The organism is Victivallis lenta (assembly GCF_009695545.1).
Taxonomy (GTDB): Bacteria; Verrucomicrobiota; Lentisphaeria; order Victivallales; family Victivallaceae; genus Victivallis; species Victivallis lenta.
Map to the genome: position 1 here is coordinate 75,763 of NZ_VUNS01000009.1, position 20,330 is coordinate 96,092.

General features: G+C 61.6%; 9 protein-coding genes. 3 read left to right on the top strand and 6 right to left on the bottom strand.

Annotated features, from left to right (window positions below; translation table 11 throughout):
• Positions 1–21 precede the first annotated feature (21 nt).
• Genes FYJ85_RS09970 through FYJ85_RS09995 form a run of 6 tightly spaced genes read right to left on the bottom strand, consistent with a single transcriptional unit; the run spans position 22 to position 16,668 of the window.
• Positions 22–336: an Hpt domain-containing protein gene (locus FYJ85_RS09970; RefSeq protein ID WP_154418245.1), complete on the bottom strand. Its 315-nt coding sequence runs from the start codon at positions 334–336 to the stop codon at positions 22–24.
• A complete protein-coding gene (locus tag FYJ85_RS09975) occupies positions 333–1,988 on the bottom strand; it encodes an ATP-binding SpoIIE family protein phosphatase (RefSeq protein ID WP_154418247.1) in 1,656 nt (551 codons plus the stop codon). Before FYJ85_RS09975 ends, FYJ85_RS09970 begins: the two co-directional genes overlap by 4 nt.
• Complete coding sequence (locus FYJ85_RS09980; protein ID WP_154418249.1) at positions 1,985–4,297, bottom strand: serine/threonine protein kinase; 2,313 nt, start codon at positions 4,295–4,297, stop codon at positions 1,985–1,987. The genes FYJ85_RS09975 and FYJ85_RS09980 overlap by 4 nt, the downstream gene beginning before the upstream one ends.
• Positions 4,297–7,695 (bottom strand): PAS domain S-box protein, encoded by a 3,399-nt coding sequence (locus tag FYJ85_RS09985; protein WP_154418251.1) that lies wholly within the window; start codon positions 7,693–7,695, stop codon positions 4,297–4,299. Before FYJ85_RS09985 ends, FYJ85_RS09980 begins: the two co-directional genes overlap by 1 nt.
• Positions 7,673–11,917, bottom strand: coding sequence for a PAS domain-containing protein (locus FYJ85_RS09990; RefSeq protein WP_154418253.1), 4,245 nt, complete (start codon positions 11,915–11,917; stop codon positions 7,673–7,675). The genes FYJ85_RS09985 and FYJ85_RS09990 overlap by 23 nt, the downstream gene beginning before the upstream one ends.
• Complete coding sequence (locus FYJ85_RS09995; RefSeq protein ID WP_206213086.1) at positions 11,914–16,668, bottom strand: PAS domain-containing protein; 4,755 nt, start codon at positions 16,666–16,668, stop codon at positions 11,914–11,916. Before FYJ85_RS09995 ends, FYJ85_RS09990 begins: the two co-directional genes overlap by 4 nt.
• Positions 16,669–16,963: 295 nt before the next feature.
• Between FYJ85_RS09995 and FYJ85_RS10000 the strand changes: the two genes are divergently transcribed.
• From FYJ85_RS10000 to FYJ85_RS10010, 3 genes are all read left to right on the top strand, one after another.
• Positions 16,964–18,028 (top strand): LacI family DNA-binding transcriptional regulator, encoded by a 1,065-nt coding sequence (locus FYJ85_RS10000; RefSeq protein ID WP_106055208.1) that lies wholly within the window; start codon positions 16,964–16,966, stop codon positions 18,026–18,028.
• A gap of 461 nt (positions 18,029–18,489) precedes the next feature.
• Complete coding sequence (locus FYJ85_RS10005; protein WP_154418326.1) at positions 18,490–19,491, top strand: LacI family DNA-binding transcriptional regulator; 1,002 nt, start codon at positions 18,490–18,492, stop codon at positions 19,489–19,491.
• A 97-nt stretch (positions 19,492–19,588) separates the two neighbouring features.
• Complete coding sequence (locus tag FYJ85_RS10010) at positions 19,589–20,329, top strand: type II secretion system protein (RefSeq protein WP_106055206.1); 741 nt, start codon at positions 19,589–19,591, stop codon at positions 20,327–20,329.
• Position 20,330: the final 1 nt, after the last annotated feature.

A 20,330-nucleotide genomic window follows, 5' to 3' on the forward strand; every position in this document is an offset into this window, starting at 1 on the left:
TTGGAATGACTGATCAAAATATCACTCCAATTCCGCCGCAAGACGGATCAGTTCCGCGATCCGCGCATTGCACGCCGCGATGTCCGACTCCTTCGCCCCGTTCTCGATACCGAGCGAGCATTCGTGCGCCGCGGGGTGGCCGATGTTGAGCGCACACCCTTTCAGCGCATGCCCGAGGCGGCGGAGCCGTTCGAAGTCGGCCGCAGCGGCGGCCTCTTTCATCTGCGCGATCGAATCGGTCACGGTCCGCTTGTATTCCGCAATCAGTTCATCCTGGAGCTCGGCGTCGTCGATGCCCAGCGTCCCGGCCAGGTGCGCTCTGAATTGTTCGTTCATCTGTCTCTCTCCTCTCTGCCTTCGGCGTTTTCGTATTTGACGGTGAAAATCGTTTCGTTGAGGCCGCAGAGATGCCTGCGGCTGATCTGCGGCGAAAGCTTGCGGATCAGCGGAATCCCGCGGCCGCTCTCGGCCTTCTTCCGGCTCAGCTCCGCCAGAAGCTGGTCGACCTCCTCGGTGGAATCCTCATCGCCGTTCTCCCAGAACCTGCCCCGGTCGAGCACGGTGACGTTGACGCCCTCCTCGACCCCCCTGATCAGCACGGCGATCACGTCGGTCGCTTTCTTGTAGTTGCCGAGCCCGTGCTTGAAGATGTTGACCAGAAACTCGCTGAGCTGAATCTCGACCCTGCCCGCCAGTTCTTCGGAGTGCAACTGTTTCTCGATGAATTCCGCCGCCTCCTGCGTGGCCCGGTCGATCGAAGCCATGTCGGGCGGAATCTGGCGCAGGAAGATCGTTCTGCCGACCTCCGAACTGAGCTTCTTCAGCGCGAAGAGCGAATAGTCGTCCATCGGCGTGTCGTAGCCGATCTGCTCGAGCGCCCCGGAAAGACGGAACGGAATCTCCACGACATAGTTGTCCTTCACCGCCGCCGAAGCGAGCTGCTGGAAGGTCTTGACATCGACGCCCGCCTGGTCGTTCGGATGCGTTCCGATATCCCACAATCCGTCGGAATGGGCGAGGAACACGGTGTCGTCGGCGAATTCCAGCTCCACATTGTTCGACTCGAGATAGTCCGCCTCGCGCAGCATACCGACCGGCAGACTGCCGCGCTTGCGCGGATTCGGGTCGAACCATTCGCCGTTTCCGGCGTGGAAGCAGAGCAGATCGGGGTGGCCGGCATTGTGGTAGATCAGCCGGTTGTCCCGGAAATTCCAGATACCGATCAGGCAGGTCATGTAACTGCACATGTTGAGCTTCTCGCAGAAAAAATCGTTCAACTGCCGCAGAATCCGGTCCGGCCGCAACTCGTCCGGCGCATGAATCGTGATCATCTGCTTCAGAATCGACTGGACCGCCGTCATGGTCAGCGCGGAATGAATGCCGTGTCCGGAAATGTCGCCGAATACGCACAGGCAGCTCTGCGGATCGATCGGAATCCACTCGAAGAGGTCGCCGCTGATCTTGAAGAGCGGCCGGTAGATGAAGCTGAACTCATAACACTCCGTGAAACGAATCCACGGCGGCAGCATGGCGGTCTGCACCTGCGCCGCCAGCTCGAGGTCGCTCTCAATCTTCTTCTCGAGCTGGGAGATCTCGTTCTGCGCCTGATACGCCCTCACGACCTGATCGAGCTTTTCAAGCAGGCTCGTGCGCGTGAAGTTCTTGTTCAGGTAATACGAATAACTGTCCTTCATGATCTGGTTGATGAGCGAGTTGTCGATGTCGTCCATGAGGGAGGTCAGGAAGATGATCGGAATCCGCTTGTTGTAGTTGCGGATCATGTCCCTGAACTTGAACCCGTCCACCGAATCCATCATGATGTCGGAGAGCACGGCGTCGAACCGCTTCTGCTTGAAAGCGTCGAGCGCCTGCTCGGCGTGGTCCGCCGTCGTCACCTGAAAGGGGCCGTTCTTGAGGCAGGCGGAAACAGTCAGCAGGATGAACTTTTCATCATCCAGAACCAGTACGTTGTATTTGCGATCACTCATACGATATCCGATAATTTGTTGGTTGTTTTATGTTTGCTGCGGAGCATCTCCGCAAAGTCAATCCGTTCGATATACATCCAGCCGACCGTCTCGATCTTCTGGAAGAAATAGAGCCGGCGCACACCGTCTTCAGTGACGAACAGCCGCCCGTTCCGCCTGTCCCGGATCGTCCGCAGCAGCTCCGGATTCGGGAACTGCCGGAACCCGTCGTCCTCCGGCGCGGTTTCGTCCTCCGGGCCGGAACCGCTGCCGATGATGACGCGGCCGCCCCCGTCAACCAGATAACGGTTCGTGACGGCGCGGGAGGCATTGACGTTCTGCAGCATCATTTCACGGAGCCGGGCCAGCGTGATATCCGCCGCCGCGACGCCGAGCACGCGGCCGTCGTCCCCCGTCACCGCCCGGGCGCAGGTGACGATGAGTTCGCCCCGGCCGGTCTTCGCGGCGGCGCCGTGGCCGACGTACGGTTCGCTCCATACCGCCTGACGGTCCGCGGCCTCTTCCGCCAGCCGGTACCACGGCCGCTGCCGCGGGTCGTAATCCTCATCGCAATCGTCGTGGTACGGGTAGCAGACATACAATCCGGATTTCAGCCCGACATAGACCCACGCAAACGGCGGCTTCGCAAAAGAGCGGATCATCTCTTTCTGCTTCTCCTCCCCGGCCGGAACCGGCGAAACTTCCGCCAGGCTCTGCGAAACGAGCCGGAAAAATCCGCGGCGGAGCGGATCGAGCTTCAGCAGCGTCCCGCGCAGTTCCACCGTCTCCGGCCGTACCGCGCGCGGCACCAGATAAACGAAAGTGTCGAGATCGATCTTCCGCCGGTAGACCGGCGAATAGGCGAAGCCGGGCGGTTCGCCTTCCGGCCGCGCCGCGCCGGAGAACCCGTAAAACGTCATTTTCTCCCCCCCGGCGGCCGGGCGTTCGAGCAGAAGCGACGTCTCCCAGGAGAGCGTATTGAGCAAATTCTCGAAGGAGTGCAGCCGGAAATCGAACTGGGTCGCCGCATGGACCCCCTTCGAATAGATCTCCGAAAACGCCGCCTCCGTCTGCCTGCGTACGGCCTCTTTCTCCATCTCCCGGTAAAGAAACAGCGAAACCAGACACATGCAGCCCAGGAGCAGCATCCCCCAGATCAGAAGCAGCGGCCGGTAATTGCGCCGGAAGCTGCGGAACAGCCGGCCGCGGATGCCGTCCGGATTGGCCGAAACCTCGTCGCACCGCAGATAGCTGCGCAGGTCCTTCATCAGCGATTTGACGTTCTGGTAACGCTCCGCCGGCAGGGGGGCGAGCGCCTTGCGGACGATCATCGTCAGATCCCGGTCCACCCGGCAGCGGAAACGGTGATCGCAGAACGCGATGCGCCCCTTCCGCGCCATTTCGACCGCCTCCGGCATCGAGCCGGACGGATAGGCCGGCTTCAGGTAGACCATCTCGAACAGAATCAGCCCGAGCGAATAGATGTCCGACCGCGAATCGTAAGCCTGGCTGTTGATGATCTCCGGCGCCGCATACTGCACCGTGCCGGAGAATTTGCCGGACGCGCTCCCGGCATCCTTCCAGGACTGGTGCTCGGCGATTCCCCAGTCCATGACGTAAGTCTCGCTGAACGAACCGATCATGATGTTCTCCGGTTTCAGGTCGCGGTGAATCACCTTCCGGTGATGGGCATACGCGACCGCTTCACAGACCCGCAGAAAGATCTCGAGCCGCTGCTGGAGCATTTTCCGTTCGCCGCGTTCGACCTGCCTGCGCGGCATCCTGCGGTACAGAGACGCGGTCTTGTCCAGATACTCCTTCAGCGTATCCCCGCGGACCAGCTTCATCGCCAGATGCAGATTGCCGGCGGAATCCGAATAAAGCCCGTGCACCGGCACGACTGCCGGATGGTCGAGCCGGCCGGTCACCCTCGCTTCGGCGACAAAGGCATTCCGGCTGCTGCTGCGCTCCTTCAATGTTCCATTCAGGGTCTTCACGGCGACGATGCGGTTGAGCTTTTTATCGACCGCCCGGCTGATGAGCCCCTGTCCGCCGTCCGCGATCTGCTCCCGAAGTTCAAAGTTTTCGTCGAAATCGGCAAACTCCTCCCTGACCGTGTTTTTCCGCAGTTCGAGCTCTTCGTCGTCCCCGATGTCCGTCCGGCCCGGCAGTTCGCCGGCATTGGCCGTTTTCGACCCGAACCTGCCGAGGAAGAAGCTGAGCCGCGAAACACGGACGGAGCGCTCCCGGACGTCACCGGACACAACGGTGCATCCGGGCATCCCGGTTCCGGTATTCCGCGTCTCGAAACAGCTCTCCCGCCGTACCATCAGATCTGCGCTCCTTCCGGCCGCTCCGGACTTTCGACGGAACGGATATGCTTCAAACACTCCTGCAGCGCCTCCAGCGTCAGCGGCTTCAGCAGAACTTCCCGGAAATGGCTGCGGACATTCCGGCCGATCTCGAGATCCGACGTCACAACTACGACCGGAACCGAAGCCGTTGCCGGATTCCGGGCCAGGAATCCGGCCAGTTCGTCCCCGCCCATCTCCGGCATCCACAAGTCCGTGAACACCGCCGCCGGAATCGCCCGGCCGACCTCGCCGATCGCCTCGCGCGCCGACGCGCAGCAGGTGTGCGGAATTTCCAGGCGGTTGAACATCGCGCTCATGACCTTCAAATTCATCGGAACATCATCCACGAGAAGAACACGGTCGTTCCTCTCCCCGCCGGGCTCCGCCGGCTCCACCGTTTCCGCCGGTGCGGACGGCACGCACGGCAGCTCCCGGAAAACGACGGTGAACGAACCGCCCCCGCCGGAGCCGCCCGTGCATTCGAGGCTGCCGCCCATCCGGCTGCAGAGCCGCTGCGAAAGCTTGTATTCGAGTCCGGCCTCCCCGGCGCCGCCGAAACGGCCGGTGACCAGGGCGCACTCCACCGCATTGCCGGCCGCGATGATCCGGATCGCCAGCTCGCCGTGACCGGAAGCGGCTTCAGCCATCGCGAATTTCGCCGAGATGACCACGCTCCCGTCCCGTACCGACCTGACCGCCCGGCCGACCAGGTTCAGCAGGACCTGCCGCAGCCGCTGCGGATCGAGCACCACCCGCGGCATGTGCTCAGGCAGAATCAGCTCAAGCTTCAGATTCCGGCCCTCGGCGGTCTGCCGGAAAATCATGAAGATCTCCGAAAGCAGCTCCCGCAGATTCATCGGAGAAGGCTGGATCTCAAGCTTGTCCGTCTCGATCTCCGTAAAGTCGAACACATTGTTGACCATGGCCAGAAGCGTGCGCCCGGCCAAGTTGACGGCCTGCAGATCCCGCAGGACCTCCTCGCGCGGAATGCCGTCCATCTGCAGCAGCTCCGAAAAGCCGATCACGGCATCGAGCGGAGCGCGCAGCTCGTGGCTGACCCCGGCGATAAAACGGCTTTTGTCGCGGTTGGCGGCCTGCGCCGACTCCATCGCCTCGCGGAGTTGCTCGCGCTGGCGGACCAGTTCGGTAATATCCTGAATGATGCCGTAAAACACCCGCGCGCCGTTCTCGCCGGTTTGCGGGGATTTCACGAGGCGCATCTCGTAGCTGCGCTTCGGAGTCTCGCCGCCGGCGCGGTAGAAGCAGTTGACCGCGTCCGCGGCGCCCGAGAAGAGCCGGGTCAGCTCGCGGCGGTATCCGTCCAGATCGGCCGGTTCGAGCCACTCCTCGGCCGGAACCGGCCCGCCGTCGCGGCAGCCCCAATGACGGCCGAAATCGCCGAGCGGCGTCATCCGGCCGGTCTCGTCGCAGCGGAAATAGACGATGCGGGCGACCTCGGTCGCATTGCGCAGAATCGCATTCTGCGCATCGAGCGTGGCACGCTTCTCGAAATCGTCCGTCACGTCCCGGAAAAAGAGAACCGCGCCGGAAATTTCGCCGTCCGCCTCGCGGATCGGAGAAGCGCTGGCCGTAACGTGATACCGTTTGCCGTCGCGGGAAAGCAGCTCCGTGTGATTGTCGAAGCGCACCTCTTCGCCACGGTCGAGCACGGCGCGCACGATCGTCTCCTCCCCCTTTTCCCCGGCCGCCGGGACGACGGCGAACACGTCATCGACCTTCCGGCCGACCGCCGTATTCTCCTCCCACCCCGTCAGCTTCCGCGCCATCGGGTTCATCCGGACAATAACGCCGTCGCAATCCGTCACGATCACGGCATCTCCGATCGAATCGAGGATCAGCCGGAAATTGTCGGCAAGCCGGGTCATGCCGGTATACGCCTTGTGCAGCTGCGTCACATCCGCCGAAATCCACATGACCGCCTCGCGCCGGAAAATCTGCCGGGGCAGACTCAGCAGCTCCAGCTGCAGATAAGTGCCGAATACGCCGTATTCGAGCCGGGCCGGCGCACCGGTGCGGAACACCTCGGCCAGCGGCCGTTCAATCTCCCGCAGAAGCTCGAGCGGCAGTTCCGGCAGCCGCTTCGGCCGCCGGGTCGAAAAGACCGGGTTCCCGGCCTGGTAGAACAGAATCCGCCCCCTGCCGTCCACCACGCCGACATGGATCGGCAAAGCGGCGAACAGCGCATTCATCTTTTTCCGGCTCCGGTCCCGCTGCACCGTGAAAAACAGATAAGCGGTCAGCGCAATCAGCACAACCGCGATACCGGCCGCACCCTCCTGATACCACGCCTTCCAGCCCGGACCGGGCCGGTTGACGAACGCGGTCTCCGGCGGCAGCTGTCCCGGCGACAGCTCCAGTTGCGGCAGGGCGTTCCAGTCCATGACCGGCTGCGCACCGCTCCGGAGAACCGGGAGTTCGCCGGCCCGCTCTCCGCCCAGAATCCGGGAAGCGAGCGCCGCCGTCTCCCGTCCGTGCGCGCCGCCCCGCAGCAGAATCCCGCCGGCGGCGCCGTCGCCGAGTCCCGTGTCGAACAGAGTGAACACCGGCCGGCCGGCCGCGGCGACGATCTTTTCCCGCATGAGCTTTTCCGGAACGGACGGCTCCGGCAGGGCGCTCCGCCAGCCGGCCAGAACCACGAAGGCCTCCTCCGGCAACTGCCGGAGCTGCCGGAGCATCTCTTCCGTCCCCATGAACGAGCCGTGCAGGAACACGATTCCGGGACCGTCGAAACTCTTCGCTTCCGCGGCGAATTCCCGATAAAGCGCCTCGCCCTGCGGCGACCCGGCCGTGACGACCGCGATCTTCTGCGTCCGGGGCAGCAGCGACAGGCCGAAACGCACATTGTCCATCAGGCTGCCGGGCAACTCCACGCCCGTCATATTCGGATATTGAACCCGCTTCGTGCGGTCGAAATTCATATAGCCGCAGAAAACGATCTGCGTCTGCCGCGGAATCTCCGCATGGCGCGACATGACCAGCTCCGTCGCCGCGTATCCCTCCGTGACGACGACATCGTACTTTCGTCTCCGCATGGCTTTCAGCAGATACTCACTGTCCTGCCGCCGCACGGCAAACTCCGGATTGCGCAGAATCCCGAGCTCTGCGACGTCGATCTCCGGCCGGGCGTTCCCGCGGCGGATGCCGTCGAGAAACCCGTCGAGCACCTCTTCCGTCCAGAGGGCGGAGCCGTCGGCGGAAGCGATGTAGAGAATCCGCTTCCGGACGGCGATCTCCTCCGCCGCCCCCGCTTCCCGAGGAAGCAGGCAGCCAAGCAGCAGGAGCAGCAGGAACACGGCCGCAGCCGGGCTCCTCTTCCTCCTTATGCCGGAATCATTTGTTCTGCAGAACGCCATGAATCACTTTCCTCAGCACATCCGGGGTTATGGGTTTCAGCAGGACGCCGTTGAAAACGCCCGGCAGGTCGGCGGCGATCTGCGTATCCGCCGTCACGGCGATGACCGGAACCGGCCGGGCGGAAGCCGCGATCCGTTCGGCAAGCTCCGTCCCGTTCATTTCCGGCATCCACAAATCAGTCAGGACGGCGGCAAACGGGCCGCCCGCCCCGAACACGCGCAACGCCTCGGCGCCGGACGAGGCACAGACGCACTCGAGCCCCAGCTTGCCGACCATGGCCTGCAGGACGCGCAGATTCATCGGAACGTCGTCGACCAGCAGGAGGCGGAGCGGCCCGAGCGGAAGCTCCGCCGTCTCCTCCGGTTCGGCTGCATGTTTCTTCACGGCCTCCGCATAGGCGACCTCCGGCAGTTCGAGAATGAAATTGCTGCCCTTGTCCGGCTCGCTTTCCACGCGCAGCGCTCCGCCCATTCCGACCGCGAGCCGCTGCGAAATGGTCAGTCCGAGCCCGGTGCCGTTGAACACCCGGCTGTCGCGCGCGGCATCCTGCTGAACGAACGGCAGGAAAATCCGCTCCTGCGCCTCCGCCCTGATACCGATGCCGGTATCGGCCACGCTGATCGAAAAATGCCCCTTTCCGGCATCCCGCCGGGTGAAGGCCACCGTCAGAAGGATGCCGCCGCGGGCCGTGAACTTGACGGCGTTGCCGACCAGATTCAGCAGAATCTGGCGAAGCCGCTGGCTGTCGACCTCCAGCACCGGCAGATCCGGCGGGACCACGAGCCGCAGGCTGAGCCCCTTCTCCTGGACCTTGTACTGAAATACCGTCATGATCTCGCGCAGCAGCGGTTCGATCTCGGTCGGCTGCGAAACGATGACCATCTGCTCCGCCTCGATCTTCGAAAGGTCCAGAACGTCGTTGATCAGGTTCAGGAGCGCGTTTCCGGCCAGGTTGATCGACTGCGTATACTCATCCCGCTCCGCCGACGGCAGATTCACCGCCTTCAGAAGCTCGGAAAATCCGATCACGGCATTGAGCGGCGTGCGCAGCTCATGGCTCATCGTGGCCAGAAACGCGCTTTTGGCCTTGTCGGCGGCCTGCGCCGCCCGCATGGCGACTTCGAGCTGGCGGCGGCTTTCGTTGACCTCGCTCATATCGATCATATTTTCGAGCACGTGCAGAATCTTTCCGTAACGGTCGCGGATCGGCGCGGCACTGACCAGACACTCGTGCCCGTTGATCCTGATCTCGTGCGAAAACGGTTCTCCGGTGGAAATCACGTTCCTGACCGGACAGAACTCCGGCACCTCCGCCAGTCCGCACAGATGACGGTTGCACGGCCGGCCGGACAGCTCTTCGGCCGAAACCCCGGCCAGCGCCGCCGCGGCCGGGTTGCAGCGGATCAGCGCGCCATTCTCGTCGAACAGGCAGATCGGCACCTGAATCGAGCCGATGATCATCCGGTTCTGGCGGTCCAGCGCATCGAACGACTCGCGCTGGATCTGATGCTCGCGCGAAATGGCGATCAGTTTCGCGGCGGACCGCATGATATTCTGGTCCAGTTCGGAGATCTCCCGGCACTCCCGGATAAAGCCGACCCCGAGAATGCCGCACAGCTCGCGGTCCACCCAGATCGGGGCGCAAATCAGCGTCCGGCAGCCGGGTTCGCGCAGAATTTCCGCATACTCCGAATGGTGGATGTCCGGAATCATCAGCAGCTCGTTGTCGCGGAATCTGCCGTACCATTTCGGGAACTGGGCGTAAAAACGGCAGTCTCGGATATTCTTCAGCGAAGTCACACCGTCGTTCAACCACTCATGGCAGAAACGGAATTCCGCACCGTCGCGCTCGAACACCCCGAAATAAGCCCGGTCGCTGTCGAGCTGCGTGGCGATGATCCGCAGAATCTCCTCGACGTTCCGGTCGAAATCCTCCTCCAGCACGATCTGGGAGAGCCCGGCATTCACGATCCGCTCGTTCTCGACGTAATTGTTCAGCGACTTGATCAGCTCCTGACGTTCCGCCGCCATGGCGATGTCGGCGGAAATATCGAGCAGGACGCCGATAAACAGCTTCCGGTCGTTCCGGTCGCGCGTCACCACCAGCCGGTAGCTGCGCCGGTCGCCGGCCGCGTCCGAACGGCAGACCATCTCAAGCGTGTCGTGCTCCCCGGAGACAATCCCGGTCCGCAGCTGCGAAAACTCCCCGCGGTCCTCCGGAATCAGCCAGTCCTCAAAACGGAACGACCGGCTGTGTTCCACCGGCAGCCCGGTCCCGGTACTGCCGCCGATGATCCTGGCATCGCCTTCCGCATTGCCGGTGAAATAAGTGATCTTCGCAACCGCCGCCGCGTTGTTGAGCAGCAGATTCTGCATCGACAGCCGGCGGGCCTGCTCCTGCTGCTCCGACACATCCAGCGCGGTCTCCAGCACATGGATCATATCGCCGGCGCGGTCGAACACCGGCTGGGTGTAGACGATATACTCGCGGCCGTGCCCGGCGAATTCGACCCTTGCGCTCCGGCGGGTCTTTACGGTCTCCCTCATCGGGCACCACTCCGGCGGAGAATCGCTGTTGCAGAGCACATGATAGCACTTGGAGCCTACCAGCTCGCTCTCGCGCAGCCCGGTGGATTCGCAGGTGTTCCGATTCACGCTCAGGATGTTGAAATCCGGATCGAACAGAATCACCGGGGTCGGGATATTGTCGATCATCTGGCGGTGAATCGCCGCGCTGTCCTCGATCTCCCGCAGGCGGCGTTCGCGCTCATACGCGAGCAGAAAGAGGCTGCACGCATTGCCGACGCTGCCGGACTCCTCCGCCGTGAAGCAGTGAGCGGAGCTGACGAAATCGATGCCGGCAAAGCCGATCAGACGCCCTTCACGCCAGATTCCCGCTATCAGGAGCGACCGGATTCCATACGACACGGCTTTGTCCGCCAGCGCCTCGAGCCCGGGCGGCGGGCAGAGCGCATCCTGAATCACAACCTCTTCATGCGCGTTCAATATATCGCAAAAAGAGCCGAGTTCCCGCGGATCAAGCCTGTCAAGCCGCCCCTTCAGGGAAAGCGCCTCCGTGCGGCTCCACTCGTGCGAATTCAGAAACGTGCCGCTCGGTTCATCGTAAAGAAAAATAAAACAGCGCGCCGCCTCCGACCTGCCGCAGAGCTCCTGCAGGAACGAAGTCACCACGGTGTCGAAATCCCCGCTGCCGGAGACGAAGCCGAGGCAGCGGTTCATGCTCTGCTCATCGCGGACGTGCCCGTTCAGCTTCTCGATATTCTTCTCGAGTTCAAGCTCAAGCTCGTGCTCATGCGTGACATCGATGCCGATGTCGACGATCAGCCGCGCGCCGTCCGCCCGGACCAGCAGCTGCTTGAAAATCTTCAGGTAACAGACGCTCTGCCCGTCCCGGAAAACGCTGACTCCGCAGAATTCCCTGCCTGTCCGCGCAATTTCCTCATCCTGCCTGCGGTAACGCGCGGCCTCGTCCGGCGGAAACAGCTCCGCATCGGTCATGCCGAGACTCGCTTCGGAATGCCAGCCGAGAAGCGGATGATGCTTCCGGTTGACCTGCACGTAGCGGAAATCGTCATCGGCATCCTTCACGAAAACATAGCCGGGCAGATTGTCGAGAATATTCCGGAACATGAAGTTCGTATTCTCGACTTCCGCCCTGCCGGCCTTGATGTCGGTCACATCGCGGATGATGCCGGTGCAGCCGCCGTCCCGGTCCGCCGCGCGCCGGACCCGCATCTCAAAATATCTGCGGCTGCCGGAACGGTCGGAGCGGTATTCGAGAAGAATTTCCTTTCTTTTTCCGCCGAGCAGCTCCGCCCATCCGGCCAGGAACGGAGCGACATCTTCGGGAATGAGCCACTCTTCGACCGGAACCGGAGAACCGTCCCGGAACGGCCAGAACCCCTCGGCGCCCGACGCTTCGAACGCACGGCCGCCGGAGTCGCAGCGGAACGGCACAATGCCGACCGCATCGCAGGTATCCTGCAGAATCCGGCTCCTGCTCTGCCCGCCCTCGGAGAAAACGGCCGGCGGATATTTCCGCCCGGCGGAAACGCGCATTGCGAAAACGACCGCAACTCCGCCGGCGACGGCGCCGGCACAGGCGGCAAACACGATTCCCGGCCATCCGGCCGCGGGAACGAATCCGGTCAGACAGCCGCCTAGCAGCGCCGACGCCGATAAAGCCATTTCGCCTGTCATCTGCTCATCTCCCGTCCGGTCAGAATGTGTTCGAACATTTTATGCAACGACTCCCGGGTGATCGGCTTGAGCAGAATATCGCGGAATACCCCGGTCTTCCCGGCCAGCACCTGCGTATCGGCGGTAACGGCGACGACCGGAATGCTCCTCCAGTCGGCGGACTCCGCAATCCGCCGCGCCAACTCAAACCCGTTCATGCCGGGCATCCACAAATCAGTCAGCACCGCATCGAACCGCGGCGTGTCGCGCAGCAACCGCAGCGCCTCCTCGCCGGAGCCGGCGCAGGCCGCGGAGATGTCCAGTTTCTTCAGCATGGCTTCGAGAACCTTCAGGTTCAGGGCAACGTCGTCCACCAGCAGTACGCGGCGGCAGGCCGTCGCCGCAGGCAGCGGTGCCGGCGCAGCGGAAGGCGGTTCCGCCGTGTCCGCCGCCGGCAGCTCATATTTCAGATTGTCGATCCGCACCGTGAAGGTGGTGCCGGAGCCGGGAACGCTGGCCAGCTCGATCCGGCCGCCCATTTTGTCCACCAGCCGCCGCGAAATCGCCAGCCCGAGCCCGGACCCCTCGTAAATCCGGGCGCCGCGGGTCGTATCGTCCTGCACGAAGGGGTCGAACACCTTGCCGATATTTTCCGGGGAGATGCCGATCCCGGTATCGGCCACCCGGATCAGCAGGGTGCCGGTTCCGGCTGCCCCGTCCGGAACGAATTCGGCATGGACCGACACGCCTCCCGCCGGCGTGAACTTGATCGCATTTCCGACCAGGTTCAAAATCACCTGGCGCAGTCTCTGCCGGTCGAGGCTGAGCAGGAATCTCACGTGTGAACAGTCGACCTTTAAAAAGAGATCCTTCTCCTGCGCCTTCAGGCGGAAAACCGACGTCGTTTCGGCGACCAGCGAGGCGACGTCGGTCCGCGCCTCCAGCATGTTCATCTGTTCCGCCTCGAGCTTCGAAAGGTCCAGGACGTCGTTGATCAGGTTCAGAAGCGCGGTTCCGGCGAAATTGATCGAACGCAGGTACTCCCTCTGCTCCGCGGGCTCGACACTGCCGGTCTGGAGAAGCTCGGAAAACCCGATCACGGCATTGAGCGGCGTACGCAGCTCGTGGCTGACCGTGGCGAGGAAAAAACTCTTCGCCCGGTTCGCGGCCTGCGCCTGCTCCATGGCGGCCTGGAGTTCCTGCTTCTGCAAAACCAGATCCGTGATGTCCACTTCGGACTTCAGGACATAAATCATCTTCCCGTGCCGGTCGAAAATCGGCTGCGAGGTCACGTCGAAGCGGCGGTGATTGTATTCGGCCTCGACATGGTGCATGCGGCCGTCCCTCAGCGTCTCCCGCATCGGGCACCACGGCGGCGGCTCCGGGTTCCGGCAGATCACATCGTGGCACTTCCGGCCGACGAGCTGCTCCGGCGACAGCTCCGTCAGATCCTGGATGCTCGGATTCGCAGTCACAATCGTGCAGTCGAGATTCAGAATCACGATCGGGATGGCGATGTTGTCGACGATCTGCCGCTGCAGCGACACGCTGTCGGCGATCCGCTCGAGCTGCTGGAAGCGCTCGCGCGTGAGCAGAAAAAGGTTGACGATGCTGCGGACGGTATGGATGTCGCAGTCCGAAAAATCTTTCCGGCTCCGGACGAAATCGAGCCCGACGAAGCCCCACAGCTTATTGTCGATCCAGATCCCGCTGACCAGCAGAGAGCGGATCTGCTGCCGCTTCAGGAAGGCCGCCTCGGATTCAAGTCCGGCAGGCGGATGATCCAGGTCGGAGATGACGATCTCCTCCCGGTTCTGCAGCAGCCGTGTCCACCCCGGCGTGTCGGTCATATCGCTGTGCTGCAGATTGGCGATCTGCGGCTCGATTCCGTCGCGGACCCACTCGTAGATGTTGTCGGAATATTCATACGAACCGTCCGCATACCGGAACACGTAACAGCGGTCGGCGCCGCTCTGTTCCCCGATGATGTCGAGCATGCTCTGCACCGCCGCGTCAAAATCGTTCTCCAGCGTGATCTTCGCCAGCGAGCGGTTGATGATCCGTTCGCAGTTGATGTAATTGTTCAGCGTATCGATCGTGCGCGTCTGCTCCTGCTCGAGCTCATACTGGCGCGAAACGTCGATCCCCATGCCGATCAGCAGCCGGGTTCCGTCGGAGCGGACGATCGCATTCTTGATGGTGCGGACGATGAATTCGCGCCCCCGGACATTGCGGAAGACCTCCTGGCAGTCGAACTGTTCTCCGGAGGCGACCAGCCGCGCATCGTCCTCCCGGAATTTCTTCGCCGCCGCACGGTCCATCGGAAAGATCTCATGATCGAAACGGCCCGGAATCTCCTTCGAATCGACGCCGAGCATTCCGGCGAAGATGCGGTTTCCCAGAATATAGCGGAAATTGTCGTCCGCGTTCTTGACGAAGACATATCCGGGCAGGTTGTCCATGATCGTCTCAAGCAGTTTCAGGTTGTCGCGGTAGCGCATCTCGTTCTCCCGCGCATGGGTGATGTCCTGAATCACGCCGCAGAATTCGCGGCGGCTGTTGAGCGGATTGACGGACTCCTCCGCCAGCATTTCAAAATAACGGCGTCTTTTACCCGTTCCGGCGGAGTAAACCAATTGCAGCTCAGATGATTCGCCGGATTTGAGTTTCCTCCACGCCTCGAGGAATTCGGGCAGCTCCCCGGGCGAAATCCACTCTCCGGGCGAAAGCGGACGGCCGTCGCGGAACGGCCAGAACTGTTCCGGGTCCCCGGAAGCCTCCAGCACTCCGTTCTCCCCGTGCCGGAAATAGAGGATCTTCGCAATCTTCGCCACGCTCTTCAGAATCACGGAATTGGCCCGGAGCCGGTCCAGCGTGCGGTAATCTTCGGTGACGTCGCGGAACACGAGCACGCCGCCGGCGATGCTGCCGTCCTCCGGGTTCCGGATCGGCGCCGCGCTGTCGGCGATGTTCCGCCGCTCCCCGGTCCGGGAAATGAGGTCGGTATGATTGGCCAGCTGCACGATGGCGCCGGTTTCCAGCGCCTTCCGCAGCGGCGACTCCACCGGAGCGCCGTCGGACGAGCCTGCAATGCGGAACACTTCGTCCAGCTTCCGGCCGACGGCGTCCCGGTCCGTAAACCCGGTCAGCCCGGCAGCCACCGGGTTGATCAGCGTGATCCGCTCCTCATTGTCGGTGGCGATGACGCCGTCGCCGATCGATTCGAGCGTAAGCCGGAACCGCTCCGCCAGCTGTTCCACGGCCAGACGGCTGTTGTGCAGTTCGGTCACATCGCCGGAGATCACCATGACAACCCGGGTGCGGAACGGATTGCTCTCCGGCATCGGGATGAATTCGGCATGACGGCAGCGGTCCGAAAGCTGGTAATCGATCTCGATCTTCCTGCCGCCGCGGAACGCCTCATCCACAGCGGAAACGAAAATTTTCCGGACCTGCTCCGGCAGTTCGCCGATTTTCCGGAACCGGGTCGGCATCGACGGCTCGCGGCTGTCCGGCACATGGCTGTACAGGACGTTTCCGGCCGTATCGACCACCAGAATCCGCTGCGGCAGGTTGCTGAACATCGCCTCAAGCTTGCGCTGGGTCAGCTTCCGGTAATGAAGCGCCGCGATATAGAACAGCAGGACCGCGACCAGAAGCGCCATGCCGAAAACCAGTTCCGTGCGATGGACGGAAATAAAGTCCGGAGGTTCATTCACAAATCCGGTCCCGGCCGGCAGCGCTGCGGGGTCCAGCCCGCTCTCCCGCAGCGCGGCATAATCGAACAGCGCCTTGTCGCCGCCCCTCAGTACCGGGATGCTCCCGGCCGGAACTCCGTTCAGGATCCGGACGGCGAGGTCGCCGGCCTGACCGCCCTGCTCCAGCCCGCAGACCACGATGCCGCCTGCGGCGCCGTGTCCGATATAGCTGTCGAACTTGCCGAAGACCACTCCCGGAAAAATCCGGCGGATACGCGGCAGAATCGTGTAACCGTTCTCCGGGAACTCCTCCTTCGCGGAACTCCAGGAGTGGAACAGCATCAGCGACTCTTTCGGCCACGTCGCCAGCTCCCGGAGCATCTCCTCCGTGGACAGGCTGTCGCCCCGCAGCACGCGAATCCGCGCCTGCACATCCGGGGGGAAGCTCTGCTTCACAAAATCCATCGGCAGATTGTCCCCGTCCGCCGAAGCGCCCACGACAATGACGACCGGCACACCCGCCGGCAGCAGACGGAGGCCGTAGCGGAGATTGTCGAGCAGATTCCGCTTCGTCTCCACGCCGGTCATGTTGAATTTCTTCTGCAGCTCCGGCGTCAGTTCCCCGTGATAGGAGGAGGCCAGGAGCGGCGTCCCGGGCGGCAGCGTGAGAATTCCGTCGAAAAACAGATTCGCCGCAGCGTTGTTGGTCGTCACCACCAGGTCATAGCGGGTCGCCGCGAGCTTGCGCCGCAGCGCTTCGACATCGGCTCCGGCCGGCGCGATGCCCGGCTGATAGCGGACCCCGAGCTCGTACTTCTCGTAATTGACCCTCAGCCGGGTCCGGTTCAGGCTCGACCGGAAGCCGCGGCCGAGTTCCACCGTCCAGACATCCGCCGATGAATGGGAATCGACCATGAGGATGCGCTTCACCTCCCGGTTCGCGTCGCCGCCGCACAGCCGGCTGCCCGCGGCAAGGACCGAGAGCAGCAGGATGACGCGGAAACCGCCGCAGGCGGCAATCGGGAGGGAGAACATTTCGCGCATAAAATCATAAATCTGCAAATAAATATGCAAAAAAGAAGCTCCGGAACATGTTGCGGAGCTTCTTCTGCTGCGGTTGTTTGCTGTATTCACATAATTAAAATGCTTATCATAAATCTGCATCGGCAGATATTCCCCCGGTCGGTCCCTGCGATCGACACAATTTTTCATGTTTATTATTATATTGCATCCGGACCGTTTTGTCAAGTGTTCGAACGATCCGGACGATCATTAAAATCATAAATTTTTCCAAAACCGGGTTGACATCGGAACCGCCGCAGGCTAGATTAATGACTCAACCCTGAACCCCCAGGCATGAATGTCACGTATGAATATCCGGGAATTCGCCAAACTCTGCGACGTTTCGCCTTCCACCGTTTCACGGGCGCTCGGCCGTCCGTGGGAGAAGTCGGAGCTGAGCCGTGCCCTCTATGACCGGATCCGCGGCAAGGCGGCGGAGGTCGGCTTCCGGCCGAATTTTCATGCCAAAGCCATGCTCGGCCGCCAGTCCGGCTGCATCGGCTTCATCGCGGGCTACAAGATGTCCTTTGCGGTCGGAACCCTTCTGGAAGGAATCTCCTCGGTGCTGACGCCGCTCGGTAAAAATCTCTCCATCTACCCCTGCCGCAACCAGCGCGACCTTGAGGCGGAGGCGTTCGATACGCAGCTTTACTGCGGCGTCGACGCGATCATCTACCTGCCGTGCCTGCAGCCGTTCAACCGATACGACGCCGACCATATCCGCGGGCAGCTCGACCGGCATTCGCAGCTTCCGCCGGTCATCACGCTCTATTCCGGCAGCGAAATCGCCGCGTTCCACCAGCTCCGCTTCCGGGATTACGAGATCGGCAGCCGCGCCGCGCTGCGCCAGCTGGCTGAAGGCAGCAGCCGTTTCGGGATCATCGACACCATCATCACCACGCTCAGCAACCGGGAGACCGCACGCGGCTACCGCGAAACCCTCCTGCTCCACGGAGTCCCGGCTGAGGAGGTCTGCGAAGTGCTCCTGTACACGCCCGGCCACGAAAAAAACCTTGCGCCGCTGGCCGGAGCCGACGGACTCCTCTGCAGTTACCTCATCACCCTGCCCGGCTGCCTGCCCGCACTGTCGAAACTCTGCAAGGCGGAGGCGATCAACGTCGACGCGCTCTGCTCGACCGAAACGCAATCCCTGTTTCAGTGGCTGCTGCCGGCCGCGACCGGAGAAAACGGCAGCCGGCAGCCGTTCCGGACCCTCCAGCTGCACATCAGGGATTTATTCGACATCGGCGTACGGTCGGCCGAATTCGCCCGGAAGCTGATCGACAATCCCGGGTCCGCTCCGTATACCGAATACCTCGACGTCGTCTCGGACAGCTACGAAAACGCAATCGACGCGGATATTTTCCGCTGACCCCGGAGCAGAGAAGCCGGTCAGCAGCACGTCTGCGCGCGCAAAGGCGGCAGAGCTTCCCGTTTGAAACATGCGGATTCGGAAGTATATTTCCCGCCTTGTCCGACGATGGAGAACTGCGGCGGCATACCGGGATTTTTTACGGAGCAACAGGTGAAAATGCGTCAGGAGCTCCTGACGGCATCTGCCGCACAGCGGTGAACATTGCGGAAACATGGTGCTTTGCACGAAGCTGCCCGATAGATACCGGCCGCACACGGAACGGGAGTTCACGATCCGAACCGGAAACAACCGGCAATCTCCCTGCCGTGCAGGAAAATCAATTTTATCGTCCGCCATGCCCCCCCGGGGACGGGACATCGAATAAAAATGCAAAAAAAATCTTTTTGCTCTTGACTTTTCACATCGATTTGAATATAATATTAATAGCTTTCAAATCGATGTGAAAAGGTTATTGAGCCATGACAATCTATGATATCGCAAAAGAACTGGGCGTCTCGCCGACAACGGTGTCTCAGGCCTTGAACGGCAACACCCGCGTCGCCGCCAAAACCCGGGCGCGGGTCACCGAGTTCGCAATGCACAACGGTTTCCGGCGCAGCGAACAGGCCAGGAATTTCCGGCTGAAGCGCACCTTCAACATCGCAATCGTCGTGTATAATATCGACAATGATTTCTGGTGCGGCTTCGTGAAAGCGGTGGAGGACGCGCTCGGCGAAGAGTATAATGTACTGCTCTGCAATACGGAGGGGAATCCGGAAAAGGAGAAGAAAATCTTCCTCAACCTGATGCAGCGGAATGTGGACGGCGTCATCGTTCAGCCCGCTTCGGATGAAAAAAAACATTTCACGGACATGGTCCGGAACTCCATCCCCGTCGTTCTGCTGGAAGAGACGGAGGAGCCGGAACTCTCCTTCGTCAAAGGCAACGATCATCTGGCGGCATACCGTTCCACAAAGGTCTGCATCGAACAAGGCTACCGTAAAATCGCTTTCCTGTCGATCCCCCCCGACTGCGTCGGAGGCCGGGAATGGATTCGCGGTTTCAAACAGGCTGTCGCGGAAGAGGATTGCACCGGGGAAGTCCTTTATGTGAAGGAAACCACCTGTGAGGAAGTGGAAAAAGTATTTCTGCCGCGGGTCGGGGAGTTCCCCCTGGTGTTCTGCGACACCCATCTGATCTGCATGCTGCTGCGGGTGCTGTTTACCCACCATGTCCGGATTCCGGAAGATCTGTCCCTGATCGCCTGGAGCAACAAATATTTCCTCTCTTACATGACGCCGTCCATTTCGATCATCTCCATCCCCGTGGAGGAGATCGGCAGGCGGGCGGCCGGCATCATTCTCCGGAATCTGAACGGGGAACCGCATGTGGAGAAAACTTTTATCGATGAGACGCTGATTCTGCGGGAATCGTTTCAGCCGTCTGCCGGCTCTCCTCCGGCCGGCGTTTCCGGTCAGTAAAGCACCGGCTGATTTCATATAACAGCAATCCGTGCGGAAACTCGTTTTCCAGCCGCGGCAGGGGCGTTTTGTGTCCGGCCCCGGAAAGGAAGTGTCCATGAGAGAAGCGGCCCGTTTCACGCTGTCCGAATTATTATTGACAATAGTAATTATTATGCTGCTCTTTTCTCTGGCAGCGGCGGCAGCCGGTTCGGCTCAGGGAAGTTCAAAGGCGGCCGGCTGTGCGGACAATTGCCGCCGCATGGGAATGGCGTTCCATACATATGCAAATGATTTTGAAGGACTTCTGATCTTCATGAACTGGACGGAAAAAGACGGGGTCATCCCGTGGACAAGGGTTGTTTTCAAACGCCCGGACGATCCGCGAAGCCTCGGCTATGCGGAGTATGGAATCGGGAGCTGTCCCGATGATGAAAACAGGACAACCGATGGAATCTGGGTGGGGATGAACGGTCTTTACAACTATCGCCGCGATGCCGGTTACTGGGAAAAACAGCGGAAGACAAACAGGAACGGCCGGGATTTCCCGGGCGAACTGGTCTACCGCATGAATGACGACGACGGCTTTTGCCATATCCGGCTGTTCAGTTCCTTAAAACCCGGTCGAACCATTCTTTACGGGGACTCATACCATAAGGCGCACCGGGCCGGAGCCTGGTATTTCACCGGAGACGCGCTGCAGGAAAACGGCAATATCGGCTTTATCCGCCGGCACGCGGGGAAAGGGACCGTGCTGATGTTCGACGGCCATGCCGAAATGCGGGGACGGAAGAGTTCTCAGTTGAAAATCTCCTTTGCGGAAGACGGAACGCCGCAGGACGACCGTGAAAAGCCATAAA